Source organism: Azospirillum brasilense, assembly GCF_022023855.1.
Taxonomy (GTDB): Bacteria; Pseudomonadota; Alphaproteobacteria; order Azospirillales; family Azospirillaceae; genus Azospirillum; species Azospirillum brasilense_F.
Window position 1 is genome coordinate 1,702,889 of sequence record NZ_CP059449.1, and the last position, 21,793, is coordinate 1,724,681.

A 21,793-nucleotide genomic window follows, 5' to 3' on the forward strand; every position below is an offset into this window, starting at 1 on the left:
GCATTGCCAGCGCGACGCAAAGTGCTATAAACGCGCGGACTCGATCTTGGAAAAGGGGCGTGGCCCGTGGCCATCGACGCTTCCGTTCTGGTCCTGAACGGACCGAACCTGAATATGCTGGGCGTGCGCGAACCGCACATTTATGGCTCCATGACGCTCGACGATCTGGAAGGCGCGTGCCAGGAACGCGCCGAACAGCTCGGGCTGGCCATCGACTTCCGGCAGTCGAACCACGAGGGCGAACTCGTTTCCTGGATTCAGCAGGCGCGGACGGAGCATGACGGCATCGTCATCAACGCCGGCGCCTACAGCCACACCTCCGTCGCCATCATGGACGCGCTGATCCTGTCCGAGCTGCCGATCGTCGAGGTGCATCTCTCCAACATCTACAAGCGTGAGGCCATCCGCCACCACTCGCACATTTCCGCGGTGGCCAAGGGGATGATCTGCGGCTTCGGCCCTCACGGGTATCTGCTGGCGCTGGACGCCATGGCGAATATCCTCGAGCGCGACTAAGGAACACGGGAAAAACGAACACCATGGCAAGCTTCGACATCGACGGCGATCTGGTCCGCAAGCTCGCGGATCTCCTGCGTGAGACGGGCTTGAGCGAGATCGAGTTTGCCGAGGGCGAGAAGCGGATCCGCGTCACCCGCCCGACGGCCGCCCATGCGGTGGCCGTGCACGCTCCGGTCGCCGCTCCTACCCCCGTTGCGGCTGCGGCCGCCGCCCCGGCGGGCAAGCCCGCCAGCCATCCCGGCGCCGTCACCTCGCCGATGGTCGGCACGGCCTACGCCGCGGCCGAGCCGGGCGGCACGCCCTTCGTTCGCGTCGGCGACACGGTGAAGGCCGGCCAGACCGTCCTCATCATCGAGGCGATGAAGGTCATGAACCCCATCAAGGCCCCGCGGGGCGGCACGGTTGTCGAGGTCCTGGTCTCCGACAGCCAGCCGGTGGAGTTCGGCGAAGTCCTTATGATCATCGAGTGAGCGGGGATCATCCCTTGGCGATGTTCGAGAAGGTCCTGATCGCGAACCGCGGTGAGATTGCTCTGCGCATCCACCGCGCCTGCCGTGAGATGGGAATCCAGACCGTGGCGGTGCATTCCACCGCCGACGCCGACGCCATGCACGTCCGCCTCGCGGACGAGAGCGTGTGCATCGGCCCCGCGTCGGCCCGTGAAAGCTACCTGAACATTCCGGCGATCCTGTCGGCGGCGTCGATCACCGGGGCGGACGCGATCCATCCCGGCATCGGCTTCCTGTCGGAGAACGCCCAGTTCGCGGAGATGGTGGAGGAGCACGGCTTCACCTTCATCGGCCCGACCGCGGAGCACATCCGCATCATGGGCGACAAGGTCACCGCGAAGAAGACGGTCATGGAGCAGGGGCTGCCCGTGGTCCCCGGCTCCGACGGCCCGGTGCCGACGCTGGAGGAGGCGGAGAAGATCGGCCGCGAGACCGGCTATCCGATCCTCATCAAAGCGGCGGCGGGCGGCGGCGGCAAGGGCATGAAGGTCGCCCGCAACCCCGACCAGCTCAAGGAAGCCTACCAGCTCGCCCGTGGCGAGGCGCGCGCCGCCTTCGGCAACGACGAAGTCTACATCGAGAAGTATCTCGGCCGGCCCCGGCACATCGAGATCCAGCTTCTCGGCGACGAGCACGGCAACTGCGTGCATTTCGGCGAGCGCGACTGCTCCGTGCAGCGCCGCCACCAGAAGGTCATCGAGGAGGCCCCGTCGCCGGCCCTGAACGCCGAGCAGCGCGCCTTCATCGGCGATCTGGCGGCCAGGACGGCGGCGGCCATCGGCTACCGCGGCGTCGGCACGATGGAGTTCCTGTTCGAGGACGGGCAGTTCTACTTCATCGAGATGAACACCCGCCTGCAGGTCGAGCACACGATCACCGAGATGATCACCGGCATCGATCTGGTGCGCGAGCAGATCCGCGTGGCGACCGGCGCCCCGCTCGGCTACGGCCAGGCGGACATCCGGTTCCAGGGCCATTCGATCGAGTGCCGCGTGAACGCGGAGCATCCGGAGACCTTCATCCCGTCGCCGGGGAAGATCGACGGCTACCACGCGCCGGGCGGCCTGGGCGTGCGCGTCGACTCGGCGCTCTACGACGGCTACCGCATCCCGCCGCACTACGACAGCCTGATCGCCAAGCTGGTCGTCCACGGCACCACCCGCAACGAGTGCCTGATGCGGCTGCGCCGGACGATCGAGGAGTATGTGATCGGCGGTGTCGACACCACGCTGCCCCTGCACCAGCGCATCATCGCGCAGCAGGCCTTCATCGACGGCAACTACGACATCCACTGGCTCGAACAGCTGATGGGCATGAAGAAGTAAGGTTCGCCGGGCGGTTCGCCAAACGGTTCAATGAAAAGAGCCCTTCTTCCCGATGGGGAGGAAGGGCTCTTTTCATTCTTGCGGGTGCGGGGTTCTCGGATGACAACAGGGTCTTCACGAATTTCACGGACGTTGGCACGGATTTCACAGATTTTTATATTCGTGCCCCGTGCGGGCCTGTTCGATCAGCGTGCGCTGAGCAAGCCCAAAGAAATCCGTGGAATCCGTGCCTAAATCCGCGCAATCCGTGAAGACCCTGTTGCCCGCGAGAATCCGACACGCCGTCACGGCGTCGCGGTCAGCAGGGCGTCGCGGCGGCAGCGGTCAACCACCTTGGCGCTGCAGGGCATGAAGGACAGGTCCTTGTTCAGGCACAGCCGCACCTCGGCCACATCGCGCTTGGAGCAGATCAGCGCCACCGACTCCGGCTCCAGCCCCGGGTTGGCCTGAACGAACAGGCGCTCCACCTGGGTCGCCGGGATCGACAGGTCGAACTTCGGGGCCTGAAGCGCCTCGGGGATCTTCACCTTGGCGAAGGCCTTGCGGACCTGCGCGAAATAGTCGGTGACGGGCAGGCCGCTGCAGGTGCCGTGCTTCGTCCATTGGTGCACGATCAGCCCGACGCTGGGCATCACCGGCATGGTGGCGTCAACCACGGTGCGGGGAACCGTGCGATCGCGGGTGCAGGTGGCCGGGTAGCCGCCGTTGCTGTATTGCGGCCACAGGCCGTGGACGATGAAGCCGAATTTGCGCTCCACCCCGCACTGGTCGGGATCGGCGTCACCCTGATTCTTGGCGCAGTGGGTGGGCGACCAGGACAGGCTGAGCACATAGTAATCGAAGGTGCCGGGCTCCGCCTTGCGCTGCGCCCATGACGCGCCGGTCATCGAGAGAAACGCAACCATCGATACGGTGATGGCTGACAAAACCGTCTTCATGTTGGAACTCCTGCGATGAACACCTCTTTCCGTTGCATACCATGGTGGGAGCCACCTGTCGCGCGGAAGTGGTGCGCTGAGATAACGTTGCGGGGGCGAGGGGGCAAACGGCTATAGTGTCCGCGATGATCGAACTGTCCGCATCGCTGCTTCTGCGCGCCTACGCCGCCGGCATTTTCCCGATGGCGGAGAACGCCGACTCCGAGGAGCTGTACTGGTTCGATCCGGAGCGGCGGGGCGTCCTGCCGCTGGAGGGCTTCCACGTCCCGCGCAAGCTGCGCAAGACCGTGCGGCGCGGCCCGTTCGTGCTGCGCTTCGACACGGCCTTCCGCGCGGTGATCGAAGCCTGCGCGGAGCCGACGCCGGACCGTCCGAAGACCTGGATCAACGGCGACATCCTGCGGCTCTACACCGAACTGCACGAGCGCGGCTGCGCCCACAGCGTGGAATGCTGGAGCGGCGGCCAACTCGTCGGCGGTCTCTACGGCGTCGCTTTGGGCGGCGCCTTCTTCGGAGAAAGCATGTTCAGCCGCGTCACCGACGCCAGCAAGGTGGCGTTGGTGCATCTGGTCGCCCGGCTGCGGGCGGCGGGTTACACGCTGCTGGACGCGCAATTCGTGACCGAGCATCTGAGCCAGTTCGGCGCCATGGAGATCCCGCGCGCCGAGTACCGCCGCCGGCTGGCGGCCGCCCTGGCGGTGCCGACGGACTTCGGTGGCGTCGACCAGGAGGCGGCCATTACGGCGTTGTTCGGCCCGGAGGGCTGAGGGCGGGGCGCTGGGCCGGACTCAGTCGCCCTCGCAGGACAGGACCCAGACGTCGTAGATCGGGTGCTCCATCGCCGACAGGGCGGGGCTGGAGGCGAACATCCAGCCGCTGAACACCGGCTCCGCCTGCTCGCCGGGCTTGTTTTCGATCACTTCGAGGAAGGCCGCAGTCTCCGGCGGCTCGATCGGCGGGTTCTCCTTGCACGCGCGCAGGGTGATGCGCAGGCTGCCGAGCGCCTTGGTCTCGCCGACCGAGATGGTGAAGGTGGAGGTGCGGGCGGTGATCTTGTCGAGCCCCTGCAGCTTGGCGGCGGGGCGGCTGACCATCTCTTCCGGCACCGGAGCGGCGCTGGCCGGGCCGGTCAGGCCCAGGACCGGAAGGCAGAGCAGCGCGGCCGCCAGGGCCGCGCCGCGAACGCGTTTGCCACCGATCGGGCCGGTGAGGCTTCTCGGAGTCGTCGTCACTGGGATCGTCGTCACTGGGGATCGCTTCCGTGATGTCGAACGGCGTGGGCCGAAACCCGACAGCCTTCTAGCCCGGAAGCGTCTCCCCGTCTACTCCGTGCCAGCTTTGTTGGGCCAGCTTTACTGGGTGATGCTGCCGCTGGGACGGGTGCCGCCATAGGGGGCGTTGGTGGTGGACGGACCGGCGGTGCCCTCCTTTTCCTCGACCTTCTGGGTGGCGGTGCCGCCCGCGGCGCCCGCGGCGCCACCGACCACCGCGCCGACCGGCCCGCCGATCACGGCACCCGCCGCAGCCCCGCCCAGAGCGCCGCTGGCGGCCTTCTCCTCGGTGTTCACGCCGCAGGCGGCGGCGAGCAGGGCGAGGCCGAGAACCAGAAAACGGGCTTTCATCGCTGATCTCCTTTGATGAGTGTGCCGTGTTGGGTCTGGGCAAGGAAACGGCAGCGTGGCCGCGGCTGTTCCGAAGGGGTTGGGAAAAAGTGGATGCGCCAAACGAAAAAAGGGGCCGCGAGGCCCCTTCGTTCGTCGTGTCATTGCGCGGCGTTTACAGCTTGGGCGGCTCGCCGCCCTCCTGGCCGGGCTTGCTCATGTTCTGCAGCGAGAAGATGACCTGGCCCAGGAGCTGCTCGATGCCGGGGGTGCTCTGCGTGTACTCGACGCGGCCCTCCGGCTTGAGCATGTCCTCTTCGCCACCCGGCTCCAGCGACAGGAACTTGCCGCCCAGCAGGCTCTCCGAGGCGATGACCGCCGCGGTGTCCTTGGGCAGCTTGATGTCCGGGTGGATCGACATGTGCACGACCGCCTGATAGCTCTTCGGGTCGAGCGTCAGTTCGGTGACCGACCCAACCTTCACGCCGCTGATCCGCACGTCCGCACCGCTCTGCAGGCCGGAGATGCTGGTGAAATTGGCGGTGAGGGCATAGCCGTTCACCTTGCGCAAATCGGCGCTGGTGTAGGCGAAAGCCAGAAAAAAGCCGGCCACGGCGAGGACGACCCCGCCGAGCACGGTTTCAATCACATTGCGGCGCATGAGGGATTCCTAAGGGACCGCGCGGGCGTCTCAGCCCGGAGTCCAGGGTTCGTAATCGCCGGTGGCGCGCACGCGCTGCCCGCCCGCATACTGGTGCCCGGGCGGCCGGTAGGCCTGGAGCGAGCCGGACAGGTTCGGGAGATGTTCCTTCTGCCACGGCTTGTGGAAGGCGCTGTTGCCTTCCGGCAGTGGCTCCTTGGTGGTGTGGTGCAGCCAGGAATGCCATTCCGGCGGCACCTTGGAGGCATCCGGCTCGCCGGCATAGATCACCCAGCGGCGTTCCTTCACGCCGGCGATGGCGCTGGGGCAACGGTAATAGGTGTTGCCGAAGCGGTCGGTGCCGACCTTGTTGCCCCGGCGCCAGGTGACAAACCGGATGTGGATGTTCGCCATCCAGGTGATCAGGGAGATCTTCTCGCTCATCGTCGCTCGCGGTCGGTAAGCCATTCGGCCGGACGGGCTGGCCGGTTAAACGCGGGCGGCACTATGACACCCCCGGCCACGCTCGTCCACAGACTCTGCAACGTCTTTTCCCACCTGACGGATTTGCCGTCAGGCAATGCGCCGGTCGGTCAGCAGCAGGCGCAGCGCGAAACCCAGGAACAGCACCCCCGCGACGCCGTCCAGAACCGCCCGCACCCGCGCGCTCGACAGTGCGCGGCGCGCGGCACCGGCACTGAGCGCCGCGACCCCCAGCAGGTAGAGGCCGCCGATGACGCCGAGGATCGCGCCGAGCAGGAAGATCTGCAGCGCGACGTGGCCGAGCGCCGGTGCGACGAATTGCGGCACGAAGGCGAGATAGAACAGGATGACCTTCGGATTCAGCAGGTTGGTCAGCAGCGCCTGGAGGAAGACGCGGTGCGCCGGGGCCGACTCGGGCTTGGCGGTGATCGCCTCTTCGCCGCCGCGGCGGCCGAAGCCGGTCCGCAGGGCGCTCCACAGCGCCCGCCCGCCGATCCAGCCCAGATAGGCACCGCCGGCGTAGCGCAGCACGTCGAACAGGGCTGGCGAGGCGGCGACCAGCGCCGAGATGCCGGCGGCGGCGAGCAGCGCGTGGATCAGGTTGCCCAGCGTAATGCCGGCGGTGGCGACCACACCGGCGTTGCGCCCTTCCATCACGCTGCGCGACAGGACGAGCAGGGAGTCCGGTCCCGGCGCCAGCGTCAGGACCAGTGCCGCGACGAGGTAGAGTTGAAGCAGATGCGGGTCGAGCGGCAGGGCCATGGAAGTCTCCGTCAGTCGGGCCAGCGCCGGTGCAGCCAGAGCCATTCGGCGGGGCGCTCGCGAATCCATTGCTCCAACAGGGCGTTCAGGCGCTCCATCAAAATCCGCACATCAGCGTTGCGGTCGCCGCTGTTCGGCGGCTCCACCGGCGGCAGGACGGTGATGCGGAAGCGCGCGCCTTCCAGACGCTCAGTGCGCGCCGGGACCAGCGGGATGCCAAGCCGCAGGGCGAGCTGTGCTGCTGCCGGGGCGGTCATGGCGTCGCGCCCGAAGAAGGGGACGGGCATGCCGTCGTTCATCTTCTGGTCGATCAACATGCCGACATGCCCGCCCTTGGTCAGGACCCGGATCAGCGCGCGCGCGCCCTCAGGCCCCTTGGGAATGTGCGTGCCGCCGGCGGCACCCCGCAGTTCGGTCAGCAGCCGGTCGACATAGGGGTTGTTGGGCGCGCGGTAGACCACGGCCAGTTCCAATCCCATCTTGCGGGAGCAGACGGGCTTCACCTCCCAGTTGGCGAAATGGCCCGAGACGAGGATGCCGGCCCTGCCGTCCTCGCGCAGGGCGTCGATGTGTTCGGCCCCGATCACCTCGGTCCGGCCGCTGGGGCCATAGGCGCCGATGGCGTCCAGATGCGGGTACTCTGCGATGACGCGGCCCAGATTGTCCCACATGCCGAGGATGATCGTGTCGATCTCCGCGGGGGATTTCTCGGGGAAGGCGCGCTCCAGGTTGCGGCGGGCGGTGCGGGTGCCGCGAAGGCGCGGGCCGACGGTCCGTCCGATCCAGCCGCCGAGCGCCGAGGCGCGGTCGAGCGGAAGGGCGCGGAACAGGCCGCAGAAGCCATGGACGAGAACGGCCTCCAGCGGGTAGCCGACACGGCGGGTCAGCCAGGACACCAGGGGGCCGCGCGGCTTAGCCATTGGGAACTCCAGTCGGAAGCCCGGTCAGAAGAGGGGCGAGCAAGCGGTCGAGGGCGGTGGGGTCCTGCCAGACGGCGCGCACCGGCACCGCCCGGACCAGGGCGCGCAGGGACTCCGGCAGGCGGACGGCGTCCTTCACGGTGGTGACCGGCAGGGCACCCAGCGCGTTGGCGCGGTCGATCAGGGCCATCACCTCCTCGGGGCGGTAGGGATGGTGGTCGGCGAAGGCGACGCGCTCCACCACGTGGGCGCCCAGAGCTTCCAGCGTCGCGAAGAACTTTGCCGGACGCCCGATGCCGGCGAAGGCCAGGACCGTCCGTCCGGCCAGGGCACGGGCCTCCTCGACCGGCTCCAGCCGGGCGTGCAGGACCGGCAGGGCGCCGGCCACCCGGCGCTCCACCCCGGCGCGGTCGTCGCCCAGCACCACGACGGCCCCGGCGCGGGCCAGCCCGCGGGCCACCGGCTCGCGCAGGGGGCCGGCGGGGATGAGATGCCCGTTGCCGAAACCCACCGCCCCGTCCACCACGATCAGCGACAAATCCTTGGCGAGGCCGGGATTCTGGAAACCGTCGTCCATCACCAGGACGGAGGCGCCCGCGGCGATGGCCGCCCGTGCCCCGGCGGCGCGGTCCCGCGCCACCCAGCAGGGGCCATGGGCGGCCAGCAGCAGCGCCTCGTCGCCCACCGCGGCCGAATCGTGGATGCCGAGATCGACGGCCAGCGGGCCACGCTCGCGCCCGCCATGACCGCGGGTGAGGAAGACAGGGGCGATGCCGCGGGCGCGCAGGGCCTCGGCCACGGCGATGCAGGCCGGCGTCTTGCCGGCGCCGCCCGCCACCAGATTGCCGACGCAGAGGACCGGGGCTGCGGCCCGCTCCGGCTGACCCGCCGCCATGCGCAGCCGTCCGGCCAGCCCGTAGAGCGCGCCCAGCGGGGCGAGCGCCCAGCCGAGAGCCGCCCCGGCGGCTCCGCCGGACCCGTACCAGAAGCCGGGAGTCCTCATGCCGCGGGCCGGACGCGTCCGGCGCCGAGGACGGGAGCGAGCGCCGCGAGCGCGCGGTCGACGATCCGCCGGTTGCCCTCGGTCACCGCGGTCGCGCCGGCGACGACGCGGTCGCGGGCGGCCTCGTCGCTCAGCAGGCGCCCGACCGCGTCGGGCAGCGCCTCCGTCCCCGGCACCGGCAGGGCGCCGCCGGCGGCTTCGAGCTGGCGGGTGATCTCCGTGAAGTTCCACATGTGCGGGCCGTAGAGGACGGCGCTGCCGAGCAGGGCGGGTTCCACCGGGTTCTGGCCGCCGTGGGGCACGAAGGAACCGCCCATGCAGACCACCGGGGCCAGCCGGTAGAACAGCCCCATCTCCCCCATCGTGTCGGCGATGTGCACGGCGTCCGCGGCGGCGGGCAGGGCGCCTTCGCCGCGGCGCGAGACGGTCAGGCCGCGCCCGCGCAGCAGAGCCGCGATGTCGGCGCCGCGGTGGGCGTGGCGCGGAATCACAAGGGTCAGCAGGCCGGGCAGGCGCGGGGCCAGCGCCTCATGCACCGCGGCGGCCAACTCGTCCTCGCCGGGGTGGGTGCTGGCGAGCAGCCAGACGGGGCGCCCGGCGCAGGCCGCGCGCAACGCCGCCAGAGCCGCGGGATCGGCGGGGGGCGGCTCGGCGGAGAATTTCAGGTTGCCGACGCTGACGACGCCCCGCGCGCCCAGCCGGCGCAGGCGGTCGGCGTCCCCCTCCGACTGGGCCAGCGTGATCTGGAAGGTCGAAAGCAACGGCGTGATCAGGCCCGACGCGCAGCGCCAGCGGTTGAAGGAGCGCTCCGACATGCGCGCGTTGACCAGCGCCGCCGGAATGCCGCGCGCCCGAACGGCGCCGAGCAGGTTGGGCCAGATTTCCGATTCCGTCCACAGCACCAGATCGGGGCGCCAATGGTCGAGGAAGCGGTCCACCGCCGTCGGCAGGTCCACCGGCACATACTGGTGAAAGGCGCGCTCCGGCAGGCGGCGGGCCATCAGCTCCGCCGAGGTGACCGTGCCGGTGGTCATCAGGACCGTCAGGTCCGGCGTTTCGTCGAGCAGGCGGTCGATGAGGACAAGGACCGAGTTGGCTTCGCCCACGCTGGCCGCGTGAATCCAGGCGAGCCGCCCAGGAGGGCGTGGACGCGCGGCCGTGCCGAACCGCTCCCCCCGGCGGGCGGAGTCCTCCTTGCCGGCGGCCAGACGTCGGTCGAGATACAGACGAACCGCCGGCCCGGCGAGGGTCGTCAGGCCGCGGTAGAGTGACTGAAGCATGCGGGTCGAAACGCCATCCGACAAAACCAGCGCGGCCAGATTTCCCGGCCACGGTCCCCACCACTTTAGCACGGGGGGCTGTGGCAGAGGTAAGGCTTTGCGCTGGCGCCCACCGGAAGGCCGATGGCCGGATGGGGGTTGTCTGCATACCAGGGTATGACGATTTTGCGACCCATTATGATAATTTTGAAGCAATCCGATGCTATCCTGACGGCGTAGAAACGTTGGCAACTTCAAGGAAGGCGGGCAATGCGCCAGCCTCCAACATTTCGGGATGATAATATCATGGCGGGCGTACAGGAACGTGACGGCCAGGAAAACCGGCTCCGGGCCTTCAGCATCACCGAAGCGGACATTGCGCGTCTGCGCGCCAACCGGGATTTCGCGCAGCACCGTCTGCCTGCGCTGCTGGAGCAGTGGCACAGCGCCTTCGCGGCTTGGCCGGAAATCCGCGACGCCCTGACCCTGCCCGACGTCCACGCCGCGCGTGTCGCCCATTGGAGCCGCGTGGTCTCGGGCGATCTCGGGCCGGGCTTCCTGGAATCCGCCCATCGTCTGGCCAAGGCCTTCTACGACCACGGCGTGCCGGGCTATGCGGTCGCCATCTGCCATCACACCGTGTCCAGCGGCATCATCCGCGACCTGGGTCTCGACGCGGCGGAAGGGCGCGGATTGCTGTTCGGATCGAGAAAGGCGGCGGAGCGGGCAGCCCTGCGCGACACGCTGGGCCGCGTCGCCTGGCTCGACCTCGAGGTGCTTCTGGAGACCTACGCGGCGGCCGAGCAGGAGAGCAAGCGCGCCATCCTGAACCAGCTCGCCGACAGCATGGAAGGCAGCGTCCGCGGCATCGCCGACAACACGGTGGCCGCGTCGGACGAGATGAAGGGCAATGCCCAGCGCATGGCGCAGATCGCCGCCGCCACCAACCGCCAGTCGCTCGCTGTCGCCGCCGCCGCCGAGCAGGCGTCGGCCAACGTGCAGACGGTCGCCGCCGCGTCCGAACAGCTCACCAGCTCCATCGCCGAGATCAGCCGGCAGGTCGCCCAGTCGTCGCAGGTTGCCCGCGGCGCGGTGGCCGAGGCGGAGCGGACCAACGCCACGGTGAACGGGCTGGTCGACGCCGCGCAGAGGATCGGCGCGGTGCTTCAGCTCATCAACAGCATCGCCGGGCAGACCAATCTGCTGGCGCTGAACGCGACCATCGAGGCCGCCCGCGCCGGGGAGGCCGGCAAAGGCTTCGCGGTGGTCGCGCAGGAGGTCAAGAACCTCGCCAACCAGACGGCCAAGGCGACCGAGGACATCTCCATCCAGATCGCCAGCATCCAGGAGGTCGCGCGCGGCTCCGCCGAGGCGCTGAGCGGGATCGGCGCCACCATCGGCAGCATCAACGACATCGTCATCACCGTCTCCGCCGCGGTGGAGCAGCAGACCGCCGCCACCCAGGAGATCGTCCGCAACGTGCAGGAGGCCGCACGCGGAACCCGCAGCGTGACCGACACCATCGGGGCGGTGACCAGCGGCGCGTCGGAGACCGGCAGCCTGGCCGAGGAGGTGCTGGGGTCCGCCGGCAACCTGCACCGCGAATCCGACCGCCTGCGCGAGAGCGTGGACCTGTTCATGCAGCGCATCCGCGCCGCGTGATCGGAACGGGCGGGGACCGGCCGCGTGCCGGCCCCGCCCCATGTCGTCCTCAGGTGAATGGGCGCAGGTTCGCCAGGAACTGTTCGGCGGAGCGGCGCCAGGAGAAGTTCAGGGCATAGTTCCGGCACACTTCCGGCTGGATGGTCAGGGCGCGCTCGATCGCCCCCTTGAGATCCTCGTCTAGGCAGCCGACAGCGGAACCGTCAACCACGTCCAGCGGGCCGGGCACCGGGTAGGCGGCCACCGGCACGCCCGAGGCCAGCGCCTCCAGCAGCACCAGACCGAAGGTGTCGGTGCGCGACGGGAAGACGAAGACGTCCGCCGCGGCGTAATGCTGGGCCAATTCCTCGCCATGGCGGGCGCCGGCCCAATGGACGTCCGGGTATTTCTGCTGAAGCTCCGCGCGGGCCGGGCCGTCGCCGACCACCAGCTTGCTGCCCGGCAGGTCGAGCTTCAGGAACTCCTCCAGGTTCTTCTCCACCGCCACGCGCCCGACATAGAGGGCGATAGGACGGGGCAGCGCCAGGAACTCCTTGGCGCGGGGGCGGAACAGGTCGGTGTCCACGCCGCGCGTCCAGCGCCGGATGTTGGTGAAGCCGCGGGCGGCGAGGTCGCTCTCGATGGATGGCGTCGCCACCATCACCGCCGAGGATGGCCTGTGGAAGCGGCGCACCACCGCGTAGCTGAGCGCCAGCGGCACCGGCGCCCGGTCGCGCACATACTCGGGAAAGCGGGTGTGGTAGGCGGTGGTGAAGGGCCGGCCGCGGTGCAGGCAGTAGCGCCGGGCGGCGAAGCCCAGCGGCCCTTCGGTGGCGATGTGGATGCAGTCGGGGCGCAACGCTTCGATCATTGCGTTCAGCCGCCGCCCCGCGCCCAGCGCCAGCCGGATTTCCGGGTAGGTGGGCATGGGCACGGTGGGGAAGCGGTCGGGTCCGATCACCTCGACCCGGTGGCCCATGGCCTCCAACTCCGAGCGGACGGTGCCGATGGTGCGCACCACGCCGTTGACCTGGGGGAGCCAGGCGTCGGAGACGATCAGGATGTTCACGCCGCAACCGACTCCTTGGCCGCCTTCTCCTTCACATTCTCCGGCTTCTCCTTGGCCGGGATGCGGGCGGGCAGCGTCGTTGCGGCGCGCCGGCGGATGTCCGCCGCCCAATCGATGATCTCCAGCCGGCCGCAGGGATGCTCGACCAAGGCGGTGCAGGACTCGACCCAGTCGCCGTCGTTGCAATAGAGGATTCCTTCCATGTCGCGGATTTCCGCGGTGTGGATGTGGCCGCAGACGACCCCGTCCACCTTGCGGCGCCGGGCCTCGTCGCCGAGGGCGGTCTCGTAGTTGCCGATGAACTCGACCGCCGTCTTCGTCTTGTGCTTCAGGAAGGCCGACAGGGACCAGTAGGGGAAGCCCAGCTTGCGGCGGACCCAGTTGAACAGCGTGTTGACCTGGAGCAGCACCACGTAGGCGTTGTCGCCGATGAAGGCCAGCCAGCGGGCGTACTTCACCACCACGTCGAAGCGGTCGCCATGGGTGACCAGAAGCTGCCTCCCGTCGGCGGTGACGTGGATCATCTCCTCGACCACCTGGACGCCGCCGAACTGCAGGCCGACATAATCGCGGGCGGCCTCGTCGTGGTTGCCGGGAATGTAGTAGACCTGCACGCCCTTGCGCGCCCGGCGCAGGATCTTCTGCACCACGTCGTTGTGCGCCTGCGGCCAGTACCATGTCTTGCGCAGCCGCCAGCCGTCCACGATGTCGCCGACGAGATAGAGGTGGTCGGACTCGTTGTGCTTCAGGAAATCGAGAAGATACTCCGCCTTGCATCCCCGCGTGCCCAGATGGACGTCGGAGATCCAGATGCTGCGGTATCGCTTGACGTCGCGTGATGCGCTCATGCCCCGCTCCATCGCCGTTCCGGCAAGGATTCGTTGAAACGCTTTCCCTATATCCGCGAGTCATTATCTTGACAATGTTTTCAAGCGTTCGCATTTGTTGGAGCCAACGATTTCGAGAAGACTTCTTTTCAGTGCAACAAAGGCGACAAATGACTTTATCAAAACTGAAACGGGATGGTCATATTGGGGGCTGCTGTGGCTGACGGGGGCGAATCGGTGCCTGAGGCATCCGGGCTGGCCGCGGCGACCCGGCGTCGTCTTCTGGTCATCCACAACCCGGTGGCCGGCGCCCGCCGGGCGCGCCGTCTGGGTGCGGTACTGGAACTGCTGGAGCAGCGCTACGGGGCCCCGGTGACGCTTCGGGCCACCGGCGGGCGCGGCGACGCGGAGGCGATGGCCCGCGCGGTAGCCCCCGGCGCCTTCGACGCGGTGGTCGCCGCGGGTGGCGACGGCACCATCAACGAGGTGGTCAACGGGCTGGGCGCGCGCGGACGCGGGGAAACGACAATACCCTTGGGCATCGTGCCGCTGGGCACCGCCAACGTGCTTGCCCATGAACTGGACCAGCCCCTGGATGCGGAGGGCGTGGCGCGGGTGCTGGCGGAAGGGCGCACGCTGCCCGTGCATCTGGGTGTGGCGAATGGACGCGCCTTCGCCATGATGGCCGGCGCCGGCCTGGATGCCCACGTGGTCGAGCGGGTGGACATGCGGCTGAAGCGGCTGATCGGCAAGGGTGCCTACGCGGTGGAAACGCTGGCCCGGATCGCCGCGGGCGGCGGCGGCCCCTACCGCGTGGCGGTGGACGATGCGGAGCCGGTGGAGGTCGCCTCCGTCATCGTCGCCAAGGGGCATTTCTACGGAGGGCGCTTCGTTTGTGCGCCCGACGCCCGGCTGACCGACCCGCGGCTGCACGTCTGCCTGTTCCCGCGGGCGGGGCGGGGGAACGCCCTGCGCTACCTGTGGGGCGTCACCGCCGGTCGTCTGCCGCGCTTCCCCGACTACCGCATCCTGCCCGCCCGCCGGGTGGTCATCGACGGGCCGGCGGGGGAGCCCGTGCAGGGCGACGGCGACGTGATCGCCCGTCTACCGGTGGAGATCGCGCTGGCCCCGTGGGTCCTGCCGGTGCTGGCGCGCTGAACAGCTTTTTAAGAGTCCGTTAAGGGATCTCTTGGGAAAATTACTTGGGGACATTCGATAATTACTTTGGTCTCTAAGGATTCAGGCCCCGCGGCCCAGGCGGGACCGCAAGGGGGAAGCCATGTCCACGTCGATCAACGCCCTGTTTTCGGCCACCACGGCCAGCACCACCGCGACCGCCACCAAATGGAAGCCCGCCGGGGGTGCCGCCGAGGCGGAGGGGACCTGGAAGGCGGCCTCCGACGCCGCGTCCTCCGCGGGCGCCTCGGCCCTGGCCGCCTTGAAAGGCGAGGACAGCGTGGAACTCAGCGGCTTGGCCAAGTCGCTGACCGGCGTGGCGGGGAAGGTCTTCGCCTCCATCGGCTCCAAGGGCCGCGCGATGCTGGAAGACTTCGTCAAGTCCGGCAAGATGACCGAGAAGGACGTGGCGTTGGGACTGCGCCAAATGGCGACCAACGCCGTGAAGGACCGCTTCATCAAGGAGCGGCCCGAGGATGAGGAGGACAAGGAATGGGCGGAGAAGCTCGGGGCGGCTGAAAAGGCCTTCAAGACCAAGACGGAACGCATGGGCAAGGCCATGTCGGCCCTGAACGAGGCGCGGACCGCCGCTTACGACGCCTTCGGGAAGGACGAGGACACCGAGGCGTTCCAAGCGGCGATGGCTCCGGCCAATGCCCTCTTCCGCGCGGAGTCGGCGGACATCGACCGCGAGATGATGGAGACCGTCGGCGGCGACCCGAACAAGATCAAGGGAAAGGCCTTCGCGTATTCCCTGCAGAAGGGAGAGGAGGCGTTCGAAAAATTGGATTTCGGTGCGGAAGCGGAGGGCGGCGAGGGTGGGCTGCTATCGCCGGACAATGAGAAGGGAAAGGCCGCCGCCAAGCTTATGTATGACCTGGGATTCGAGGGGAAGCTCTGGGCGAATGGTCTCGCGCAGTACGCCGCGGACGTGAACATTCCCGGCATCGGGCGTGGTGAGGTCGACAAGAGCTTCCCAGGGGGCAAAGGCTTCGAGCCCTCCGCCAAGGAGGAGGCCGAGGCCGCCGGGCTGCCGCCGCCGCCGCCCACGGTGCTGACCACCAACCAGACCCCGGGGCTCCAGGGCTTTGCGAAGGTCGTGCAGGACGCCGGTGACTCGCTGGACGCCACCTACACGGTCATGGCGAAGGAAGGCAAGGGGGTGAACTACTCCGACCCGACCGGAAAGGACGTGGAGCGGCTGTTCGGCGGCTTCGACCGGCGCAGCCTCCACGCCATTGCCAGCAACAAGGACGGAACCTTCTCCACGAACGAGCAGCAGGCGGCACAATCCGTCATGGCCCGCCAGCAGAAGCAGGCGATGGACGCCGCCGACCCCCTCGGCACCGACAAGGCCGCCGCCTACCGCGCCGGGGTGAAGTTCCTTGACGAGGCCAGTCAGGAGGAAAAGGAGTCGGTCAACTGGTCGGTGCAGCGGGCGGCACTCCAGTACAGCTACGAGAAAACGACGAAGGAAACCGGTGCGCCGATGGAGCGGCTGGGCAACGGCAGTGCGCTCGCCTCGGTGCTGAAGGACGCGCTGGAGGCCCAGGACGCGCAGACCGCCGACGTGATGAAGAGCATCGGTGGAAAGATGATGGGAGGGGAGGGCACGGGATACGTGTCCGACCTGAAGAGCCTGTCGCTGTTCCGGGATTTCCTGCCCAACCTGTCGGTTCGCGGCGCCGGCGGACCGATGAGCGTGACGGTCTGATATCCTGCCCTTGCCACAGGCCAGCGGCGGAGCTTGAGGCTAATCCGATGGGGGTAGGGCCGCGAGGTGCGCTGGCGGCTTACCTTCGGCAGGCAGGGGAATGCGGATCATGAGTAAGGATCGGATGCGGCGCCGGAGTGGGCGTGCCGCGCTGGCGCTTCTGGCGGTGCTGTCCATGACCAGTCCGGCCACCGGCCCGGCGCTGGCGGACAAGCCCGACTGGGCCGGTGGTCCCGGCGGAGGGCATGGCAAGCCCCAGGGTGGGCCGTCTTACGAAACCCGGGGGCACGACTCCAAAGGGCGCGCCTCAGGAGGGTCGGTGTCCCGCGGCGAGGTGACGATCATCCGGGACTATTTCGTCGCCCATCCGGTCGGGGTGACGGCCCTGCCGCCGGGGATCGCGAAGAAGCTGGCGCGCGGCCAGCCGCTGCCGCCGGGCATCGCCAAAAAAGTGGCGCCCGTCGAGCTGCGCCAGCGGGTGCCGGTGTGCATGAACGGCTGGGAGTGCATCCTGGCCGGCGCGGACATGCTGATCCTGGATGCGGTCCACGGCACCATCGCCGACATCGTCCGCGGCGTGGTCCGCTGACACGAAGAGGAGGCGCCTTGCGGCGCCTCCCGTTACGATCACAGGCCGGCGATGGTCAGCCCGTCGATGCGGATGGTCGGGGCGTCCATGCCGAAGCGCAGTTCCAGGTCGCTGGCGGGCTCCAGGTTCAGGAACATCTCCTTCAGATTGCCGGCGATGGTCAGTTCGGTGACCGGATAGGCGATCTGGCCGTTCTCGATCCAATAGCCGGCCGCACCCCGGCTGTAGTCGCCGGTCACCCCGTTGACGCCGGTGCCCATCAGCTCCGTTACGTAGAAGCCGTTGGGGATCTCGGCCAGCAGTTCGTCGCGGCTCTTGGTTCCAGGGGCCATGTAGACGTTGGCCGGGGCCGGACCCGGCGGGCCGGAGGTGCCGCGCGCCGCGTGGCCGGTGGTCGATAGGCCGAGCTGGCGGGCCGAGCGCAGGTCGAGCAGCCACGTGGTCAGGTGTCCGTCCTCGATCAGGTTGCGGCGGGTGGTGGCGATGCCCTCCGCGTCGAAGGGGCGGGAGCGCAGGCCGCGCTTCACATGCGGGTCGTCGACGATGGTGATGCCGGCGGCGAAGATCCGCTGTCCCATCTTGTCCTTGAGGAAGCTGGTGCCCCGCGCGATGCTCGGCCCGCTGATCGAGCCGGTCAGGTGGCCAAGCAGTCCGCGGGAAACGCGCGGGTCGAACACCACCGGCACCTTGCAGCTCTTGACCCGGCGCGGGTTCAGCCGGCGGATGGCGCGTTCGCCGGCCTCGCGCCCGATCGACGCCGGGTCGCGCAGGTCGGAACCGTAGACCTTGCTGTCATAATCGTAGTCGCGCTCCATCCCCGTGCCCGTCCCGGCGAGCACCGAGGCGGAGAGCGACTGCCGCGACACCCCGTAACTGCCGGTGAAGCCGTTGGACGCGGCGATGGCGATGGTGGAGCGGCTCCACCCCGCATCGGCGCCTTCGGAGTTGGTGACGCCCTCGATCGCCAGCGCGGCCTCCTCGGCGATGCGGGCGCGTTCGATCAGAAGCTCCGCCGAGGGCTCCGACGGGTCGCACACGTCGAGGTCGGGGAGGGTGGTGTAGATCTGCTCCGGGTCGGCGAGGCCGCAGAAGGGGTCCTCCGGCACCACGCGGGCCATGGCGACGGCGCGTTCCACCAGCTCGTCCAGCGCCTTGGCGCTGCGGTCGCTGGAGGAGACGATGGCCTGCCGCTTGCCGATGAAGACGCGCAGTCCCAGATCGCCCGACTCGGACCGCTCCAGCTTCTCCGTCTTGCCGAAACGCTGGCTCAGCGACAAGGAGGCGCTGTCAAACAGCACGGCGTCGGCGGAGTCGGCCCCGGCGCCCTTCGCCTTGCGGATCAGATCGTCCAGCAGGGTCAGCACGTCAGGTTGCGAGGTGGTCGAAACGGGCATTACGGTCTCCGCTAGGTCTCCGGCTTGTCTAGCAAATGGGAGCCCGGAGAAGAAGAGGAAGGGGCATATCGCCTCAGGTCCGGTACGCCCGCCGCACAAATGCGGCGGCGCGCGGGGGGCTGGTGCCCGCCCGCGCGCCGCTCGTCATGCTCGCTTCAGGGTCAGGCCAGCCGGCTCTCAAGGGCGCTGCGGCCGGCAGTCGGCAGCTTCAGGGCGAAGGCGCCGTCGCCCAGCAGGGCCTGCACGCCGAGCAGCACCGTCCAGAACACCGGGAACTCCCAGCCGCCGCCCTGGGCCGAGAAGACCCAGCCGTTGCCGGTGTGCTGGAGCGTCGCGCCGATCATGATCGGCAGCAGGGCCAGCGAAATCCAGCGGGTGAAGACACCGGCCACCAGCAGCAGGCCGCCGCCGATCTCGCCGAGGATCACCAGATAGGCGAAGAGGCCGGGATAGCCGAGGCTCTCGAAGTAACCGACCGTGCCGGCGATGCCGAAGGTGAAGACCTTCAGGATCAGGCCATGGGCGATGAACAGAAGGCCCAGGCTGACGCGCAGCAGGAAGGCGGCGTAGGGGGCGGTGCGGTTGTCGATGGCGGCGTTCATGGCTTGGTTTCCTTGTCTCAGCGTGGTGCCCCGCGCCGGGGCCGTTGTCGTCTGAGGCCAAGAATAGCGATGTCTGCGATTGGGATAATCCGCATAATCATGCAATGATTGTTGCTTTTTTAAGAACAAACCCTCACGCCCGGAAGGCGTTGGCCGGATCGTAGCGGGAAGGCAGGGCGAACAGGTCGGCGGTGGTCCCGGCGTCGTGAAGGCGGGCCTTGGACGGGCTGTCATAGACCACCAGAAGGGCGGGCGGGGCGCCGTCGCGGCGGACGCAGGCGATGCCCTCCGCGTGGTCGTCGCCTTTGCCGTAGGGCAGGTTCAGCAGAGGAACCAGCCGGTCGCGCGGGATGACGGTCTCGTGGGTGACCGACAGGGCGTCGGTCCAGCGCCAGACGGCGACGGGACCGTCGAGGTCCATGGTCGGCCCGGCCAGGATCACCAGATCCTCACCGTCGAAGGTCAGTTCGCGGATGCCCAGCCCGTCCAGATCGACGAAATGCTTGCGGTACTTCTCGCCGTTCGGCCCGAGTGGGCGCAGCCGCAGGCGTTCCTCGACGTCCGGATGGTCCTCCACCGCCAGTTCCAGGATGCAGGCCCAGCCGCGCAGCACCGGACCGCGCAGCCCCAGCCAGACCCGGTCGCCATGGGCGGCCAGCCCCTCCACGTCGAAGCCGTTCTCCTTGGCGGGCACGGCGACGAAGCGGGCCAGATGCTCGTCCTCCGCCAGCGCCTTCGTCAGCGCGTTGCCGCCCTTGCGGAACTTCAGGCAACCGGCCGTCCGCTTCCCGTCGCGGCGGACCGGGGTGAGGCGCCCGTCCGCCTCGGTGACCAGCGGGATGCGGCCGAGCAGGAAGCGGTTGGGGTCGCAACGCACCTCGGTCAGCCGCTCCAGCGCCGTCTCGGCGCTGTTCTCCTCGCGCTCCGGCTTCTTGCGGGCCAGCGCGTGGGAGCCGGTGACCCACAGCCAGCCGTCGGCGATGGCCATGCCCTCGATGTCCGCCTCGTCCTTGCCCGGTTCGGTCTCCGGCAGGGCAAGGAAGTCCGCCAAGAAAAAGACGGCGTCCTGTCGGTAGACGGTGCCGCCTTCCTCGGCCGCCAAATGGACGACCTGAGCGCCCTCGTCCGACGCCACGAACAGGTTGCTTCCCGCCCGCTCGGCCACCGACAGGTCCCCGGCGGTCTCGCCACCGTCGCGGAAGACCAAACGGATGGTGGCGATGGGACTGGCGATGGGATGGGCGGCGTCGCTGGGCATGGCGGGACTCCTTGGAAAAGGCGGGACCTCCCTTAACGCCTCACTTCCAGATCGGGGTCCCGCTGCCCGGAAGACCGTAGGACGCCCATTTGCGCGACACCTCTTCGACCACGCCCTGGTCCATGCGGATCTTCTGGCCCCACTCGCGCTTGGTCTCCGGCGGCCACTTGTTGGTGGCGTCCAGCCCGACCTTGCCGCCCAGGCCCGACTCGGGGCTGGCGAAGTCCAGATAGTCGATGGGGGTGCCCTCGATCACGGTGATGTCGCGGGCCGGGTCCATGCGGGTGCTCATGGCCCACATCACGTCCTTCCAGTTCCGCGCGTCGATGTCGTCGTCCACGACGATCACCCATTTCGTGTACATGAACTGGCGCAGGAAGGACCAGACGCCCATCATCACCCGCTTGGCGTGGCCGGGATAGGCCTTCTTCATGCTGACCACGGCGATCCGGTAGGAGCAGCCCTCCGGCGGCAGCCAAAAATCCACGATCTCCGGGAATTGCTGGGTCAGCAGGGGGATGAAGACCTCGTTCAGCGCCTCCCCCAGCACCGACGGCTCGTCGGGTGGGCGGCCGGTGAAGGTGGACAGGTAGATCGGGTTGCGCCGCATGGTCATCGCCGTGACGGTGAAGACCGGGAAGGGCTCGACCGAGTTGTAATAGCCGGTGTGGTCGCCGTAGGGCCCCTCGTCGGCGTATTCGTCCAGGCTGACATGGCCTTCCAGGATGATCTCGGCCTGGGCGGGCACCTTCAACGGCACGGTCTTGCAATCCACCAGCTCGACCTTCTTGCCGCGCAGCAGGCCGGCGAACTGGTATTCCGACAGCGTGTCCGGCACCGGCGTGACCGCGGCCAGGATGGTGCCGGGATCGGCGCCGAGGACCACCGCGCAGGGCAGCGGCTCGCGCTTGCCGCTGGCGGCCCAGCGGTGATGGTGCTGCGCGCCGCCGCGGTGCTTCAGCCAGCGCATGATCGTCTTGTTCTTCCCCAGCACCTGCATCCGGTAGATGCCGAGGTTGAAGTCGTCCTCGCGCTTGGCCGTGGGCCCCTTGGTGACGACCAGAGGCCAGGTGATCAGCGGCGCCGGCTCGCCCGGCCAGCAGCTCTGCACCGGCAGGCGACCGAGATCGATCTGGTCGCCGGTCAGCACCACCTCCTGGCAGGGGGCGGAGCCGACGGTCTTCGGCTTCATCGACAGCACGGTCTTGGCGAGCGGGATCAGCTCCATCGCCTCGCGGAAGCCGCCCGGCGGCTCCGGCTGCTTGAGGAAGGCCAGCGTCTCGCCGACGCCGCGCAGCTCGTGCGGCTCGCGGTCCATGCCCCAGGCGACGCGCTCCACCGTGCCGAACAGGTTGACCAGCACCGGCATCTCCGAGCGGGTGCCGTCGGCCTTGATGACGTTCTCGAACAGCACCGCCGGGCCGCCTTCGGCGAGCAGGCGGGTCTGGATCTCGGTCATCTCCAGCGCCGTGGACACCGGCTCCCGGACCACCACCAGCCGCCCGGCCTTCTCCAGCCGGTCGATGAAGTCGCGCAACGAGGTGTAGGGCATGGTCGAGGGTCC

The 21,793-nt window shown here is 68.7% G+C and carries 23 protein-coding genes; 8 read left to right on the top strand and 15 right to left on the bottom strand.

The window, feature by feature from the left end:
* Window positions 1-66 precede the first annotated feature (66 nt).
* Genes aroQ through accC form a run of 3 tightly spaced genes read left to right on the top strand, consistent with a single transcriptional unit; the run spans window position 67 to window position 2,353 of the window.
* Entirely contained in the window at window positions 67-516 is a 450-nt protein-coding gene (gene aroQ / locus H1Q64_RS08060; RefSeq protein WP_014241158.1) for a type II 3-dehydroquinate dehydratase, read from the top strand.
* A gap of 23 nt (window positions 517-539) precedes the next feature.
* Window positions 540-989, top strand: a complete 450-nt coding sequence (gene accB / locus H1Q64_RS08065) for an acetyl-CoA carboxylase biotin carboxyl carrier protein (RefSeq protein ID WP_237903103.1) — start codon at window positions 540-542, stop codon at window positions 987-989.
* Between the two features lie 20 nt (window positions 990-1,009).
* A complete protein-coding gene (gene accC, locus H1Q64_RS08070; protein WP_237903104.1) occupies window positions 1,010-2,353 on the top strand; it encodes an acetyl-CoA carboxylase biotin carboxylase subunit in 1,344 nt (447 codons plus the stop codon).
* A 284-nt stretch (window positions 2,354-2,637) separates the two neighbouring features.
* On the opposite strand, the gene H1Q64_RS08075 is transcribed toward accC, so the two are convergent.
* Window positions 2,638-3,291 carry a ribonuclease T2 gene (locus H1Q64_RS08075; protein ID WP_237903105.1) on the bottom strand — a complete coding sequence of 218 codons (654 nt, stop codon included), beginning with the start codon at window positions 3,289-3,291 and terminating at the stop codon, window positions 2,638-2,640.
* A 125-nt stretch (window positions 3,292-3,416) separates the two neighbouring features.
* Between H1Q64_RS08075 and aat the strand changes: the two genes are divergently transcribed.
* Window positions 3,417-4,058: a leucyl/phenylalanyl-tRNA--protein transferase gene (gene aat, locus H1Q64_RS08080; protein WP_237903106.1), complete on the top strand. Its 642-nt coding sequence runs from the start codon at window positions 3,417-3,419 to the stop codon at window positions 4,056-4,058.
* 21 nt (window positions 4,059-4,079) lie between these two features.
* Here aat and H1Q64_RS08085 read toward each other — a convergent pair whose 3' ends face one another.
* From H1Q64_RS08085 to H1Q64_RS08120, 8 genes are all read right to left on the bottom strand, one after another.
* Window positions 4,080-4,538, bottom strand: a complete 459-nt coding sequence (locus H1Q64_RS08085) for a DUF2155 domain-containing protein (protein ID WP_237903107.1) — start codon at window positions 4,536-4,538, stop codon at window positions 4,080-4,082.
* A gap of 105 nt (window positions 4,539-4,643) precedes the next feature.
* Window positions 4,644-4,913 carry a hypothetical protein gene (locus H1Q64_RS08090; protein WP_014241152.1) on the bottom strand — a complete coding sequence of 90 codons (270 nt, stop codon included), beginning with the start codon at window positions 4,911-4,913 and terminating at the stop codon, window positions 4,644-4,646.
* A 154-nt stretch (window positions 4,914-5,067) separates the two neighbouring features.
* On the bottom strand, window positions 5,068-5,553 hold the full coding sequence (gene mlaD, locus H1Q64_RS08095) for an outer membrane lipid asymmetry maintenance protein MlaD (protein ID WP_109067801.1): 486 nt from the start codon (window positions 5,551-5,553) through the stop codon (window positions 5,068-5,070).
* Window positions 5,554-5,583: 30 nt separating this feature from the next.
* Window positions 5,584-5,976, bottom strand: a complete 393-nt coding sequence (locus tag H1Q64_RS08100; RefSeq protein WP_145674412.1) for an NADH:ubiquinone oxidoreductase subunit NDUFA12 — start codon at window positions 5,974-5,976, stop codon at window positions 5,584-5,586.
* A 129-nt stretch (window positions 5,977-6,105) separates the two neighbouring features.
* On the bottom strand, window positions 6,106-6,777 hold the full coding sequence (locus H1Q64_RS08105) for a LysE family translocator (RefSeq protein WP_237903108.1): 672 nt from the start codon (window positions 6,775-6,777) through the stop codon (window positions 6,106-6,108).
* 11 nt (window positions 6,778-6,788) lie between these two features.
* Window positions 6,789-7,697 (bottom strand): lipid A biosynthesis lauroyl acyltransferase, encoded by a 909-nt coding sequence (locus H1Q64_RS08110; protein WP_237903109.1) that lies wholly within the window; start codon window positions 7,695-7,697, stop codon window positions 6,789-6,791.
* The gene (gene lpxK, locus H1Q64_RS08115; RefSeq protein WP_237903110.1) at window positions 7,690-8,700 is read right to left on the bottom strand and encodes a tetraacyldisaccharide 4'-kinase; all 1,011 of its coding nucleotides are present in this window, start codon (window positions 8,698-8,700) and stop codon (window positions 7,690-7,692) included. The genes H1Q64_RS08110 and lpxK overlap by 8 nt, the downstream gene beginning before the upstream one ends.
* On the bottom strand, window positions 8,697-9,980 hold the full coding sequence (locus H1Q64_RS08120) for a 3-deoxy-D-manno-octulosonic acid transferase (RefSeq protein WP_237903111.1): 1,284 nt from the start codon (window positions 9,978-9,980) through the stop codon (window positions 8,697-8,699). The genes lpxK and H1Q64_RS08120 overlap by 4 nt, the downstream gene beginning before the upstream one ends.
* Before the next feature lie 285 nt (window positions 9,981-10,265).
* On the opposite strand from H1Q64_RS08120, the gene H1Q64_RS08125 reads away from it, so the two are divergent.
* The gene (locus H1Q64_RS08125) at window positions 10,266-11,621 is read left to right on the top strand and encodes a globin-coupled sensor protein (RefSeq protein ID WP_237903112.1); all 1,356 of its coding nucleotides are present in this window, start codon (window positions 10,266-10,268) and stop codon (window positions 11,619-11,621) included.
* A gap of 49 nt (window positions 11,622-11,670) precedes the next feature.
* Here H1Q64_RS08125 and H1Q64_RS08130 read toward each other — a convergent pair whose 3' ends face one another.
* Together H1Q64_RS08130 and H1Q64_RS08135 are read right to left on the bottom strand one after the other, a co-directional pair.
* Entirely contained in the window at window positions 11,671-12,669 is a 999-nt protein-coding gene (locus tag H1Q64_RS08130; RefSeq protein ID WP_237903113.1) for a glycosyltransferase family 4 protein, read from the bottom strand.
* Window positions 12,666-13,517, bottom strand: a complete 852-nt coding sequence (locus H1Q64_RS08135; protein WP_237903114.1) for a UDP-2,3-diacylglucosamine diphosphatase — start codon at window positions 13,515-13,517, stop codon at window positions 12,666-12,668. The genes H1Q64_RS08130 and H1Q64_RS08135 overlap by 4 nt, the downstream gene beginning before the upstream one ends.
* 216 nt (window positions 13,518-13,733) lie before the next feature.
* Between H1Q64_RS08135 and H1Q64_RS08140 the strand changes: the two genes are divergently transcribed.
* From H1Q64_RS08140 to H1Q64_RS08150, 3 genes are all read left to right on the top strand, one after another.
* On the top strand, window positions 13,734-14,654 hold the full coding sequence (locus H1Q64_RS08140) for a diacylglycerol/lipid kinase family protein (RefSeq protein ID WP_237903115.1): 921 nt from the start codon (window positions 13,734-13,736) through the stop codon (window positions 14,652-14,654).
* A gap of 121 nt (window positions 14,655-14,775) precedes the next feature.
* Complete coding sequence (locus tag H1Q64_RS08145) at window positions 14,776-16,386, top strand: hypothetical protein (protein WP_237903116.1); 1,611 nt, start codon at window positions 14,776-14,778, stop codon at window positions 16,384-16,386.
* 109 nt (window positions 16,387-16,495) lie between these two features.
* The gene (locus H1Q64_RS08150) at window positions 16,496-16,975 is read left to right on the top strand and encodes a hypothetical protein (protein WP_237903117.1); all 480 of its coding nucleotides are present in this window, start codon (window positions 16,496-16,498) and stop codon (window positions 16,973-16,975) included.
* A gap of 38 nt (window positions 16,976-17,013) precedes the next feature.
* Here the strand turns inward: H1Q64_RS08150 and H1Q64_RS08155 are convergent, their stop codons facing one another.
* From H1Q64_RS08155 to H1Q64_RS08170, 4 genes are all read right to left on the bottom strand, one after another.
* Window positions 17,014-18,369 (bottom strand): TldD/PmbA family protein, encoded by a 1,356-nt coding sequence (locus tag H1Q64_RS08155; protein ID WP_237903118.1) that lies wholly within the window; start codon window positions 18,367-18,369, stop codon window positions 17,014-17,016.
* Window positions 18,370-18,530: 161 nt separating this feature from the next.
* Window positions 18,531-18,971: a DoxX family protein gene (locus H1Q64_RS08160; protein ID WP_237903119.1), complete on the bottom strand. Its 441-nt coding sequence runs from the start codon at window positions 18,969-18,971 to the stop codon at window positions 18,531-18,533.
* A gap of 133 nt (window positions 18,972-19,104) precedes the next feature.
* Complete coding sequence (locus H1Q64_RS08165) at window positions 19,105-20,229, bottom strand: DUF3616 domain-containing protein (protein ID WP_237903120.1); 1,125 nt, start codon at window positions 20,227-20,229, stop codon at window positions 19,105-19,107.
* Between the two features lie 40 nt (window positions 20,230-20,269).
* Window positions 20,270-21,781, bottom strand: coding sequence for a UbiD family decarboxylase (locus H1Q64_RS08170; protein WP_237903121.1), 1,512 nt, complete (start codon window positions 21,779-21,781; stop codon window positions 20,270-20,272).
* Between the last annotated feature and the right edge of the window lie 12 nt (window positions 21,782-21,793).

Bases quoted from the DNA above. Each gene is read 5' to 3' on its own strand.
- accB (WP_237903103.1), top strand. From the start codon at position 540: ATGGCAAGCTTCGACATCGACGGCGATCTGGTCCGCAAGCTCGCGGAT.
- accC (WP_237903104.1), top strand. From the start codon at position 1,010: ATGTTCGAGAAGGTCCTGATCGCGAACCGCGGTGAGATTGCTCTGCGC.
- H1Q64_RS08075 (WP_237903105.1), bottom strand. From the start codon at position 3,291: ATGAAGACGGTTTTGTCAGCCATCACCGTATCGATGGTTGCGTTTCTC.
- aat (WP_237903106.1), top strand. From the start codon at position 3,417: ATGATCGAACTGTCCGCATCGCTGCTTCTGCGCGCCTACGCCGCCGGC.
- H1Q64_RS08090 (WP_014241152.1), bottom strand. From the start codon at position 4,913: ATGAAAGCCCGTTTTCTGGTTCTCGGCCTCGCCCTGCTCGCCGCCGCC.
- mlaD (WP_109067801.1), bottom strand. From the start codon at position 5,553: ATGCGCCGCAATGTGATTGAAACCGTGCTCGGCGGGGTCGTCCTCGCC.
- H1Q64_RS08100 (WP_145674412.1), bottom strand. From the start codon at position 5,976: ATGAGCGAGAAGATCTCCCTGATCACCTGGATGGCGAACATCCACATC.
- H1Q64_RS08105 (WP_237903108.1), bottom strand. From the start codon at position 6,777: ATGGCCCTGCCGCTCGACCCGCATCTGCTTCAACTCTACCTCGTCGCG.
- H1Q64_RS08110 (WP_237903109.1), bottom strand. From the start codon at position 7,697: ATGGCTAAGCCGCGCGGCCCCCTGGTGTCCTGGCTGACCCGCCGTGTC.
- lpxK (WP_237903110.1), bottom strand. From the start codon at position 8,700: ATGAGGACTCCCGGCTTCTGGTACGGGTCCGGCGGAGCCGCCGGGGCG.
- H1Q64_RS08120 (WP_237903111.1), bottom strand. From the start codon at position 9,980: ATGCTTCAGTCACTCTACCGCGGCCTGACGACCCTCGCCGGGCCGGCG.
- H1Q64_RS08125 (WP_237903112.1), top strand. From the start codon at position 10,266: ATGGCGGGCGTACAGGAACGTGACGGCCAGGAAAACCGGCTCCGGGCC.
- H1Q64_RS08135 (WP_237903114.1), bottom strand. From the start codon at position 13,517: ATGAGCGCATCACGCGACGTCAAGCGATACCGCAGCATCTGGATCTCC.
- H1Q64_RS08145 (WP_237903116.1), top strand. From the start codon at position 14,776: ATGTCCACGTCGATCAACGCCCTGTTTTCGGCCACCACGGCCAGCACC.
- H1Q64_RS08150 (WP_237903117.1), top strand. From the start codon at position 16,496: ATGAGTAAGGATCGGATGCGGCGCCGGAGTGGGCGTGCCGCGCTGGCG.
- H1Q64_RS08155 (WP_237903118.1), bottom strand. From the start codon at position 18,369: ATGCCCGTTTCGACCACCTCGCAACCTGACGTGCTGACCCTGCTGGAC.
- H1Q64_RS08160 (WP_237903119.1), bottom strand. From the start codon at position 18,971: ATGAACGCCGCCATCGACAACCGCACCGCCCCCTACGCCGCCTTCCTG.
- H1Q64_RS08165 (WP_237903120.1), bottom strand. From the start codon at position 20,229: ATGCCCAGCGACGCCGCCCATCCCATCGCCAGTCCCATCGCCACCATC.
- H1Q64_RS08170 (WP_237903121.1), bottom strand. From the start codon at position 21,781: ATGCCCTACACCTCGTTGCGCGACTTCATCGACCGGCTGGAGAAGGCC.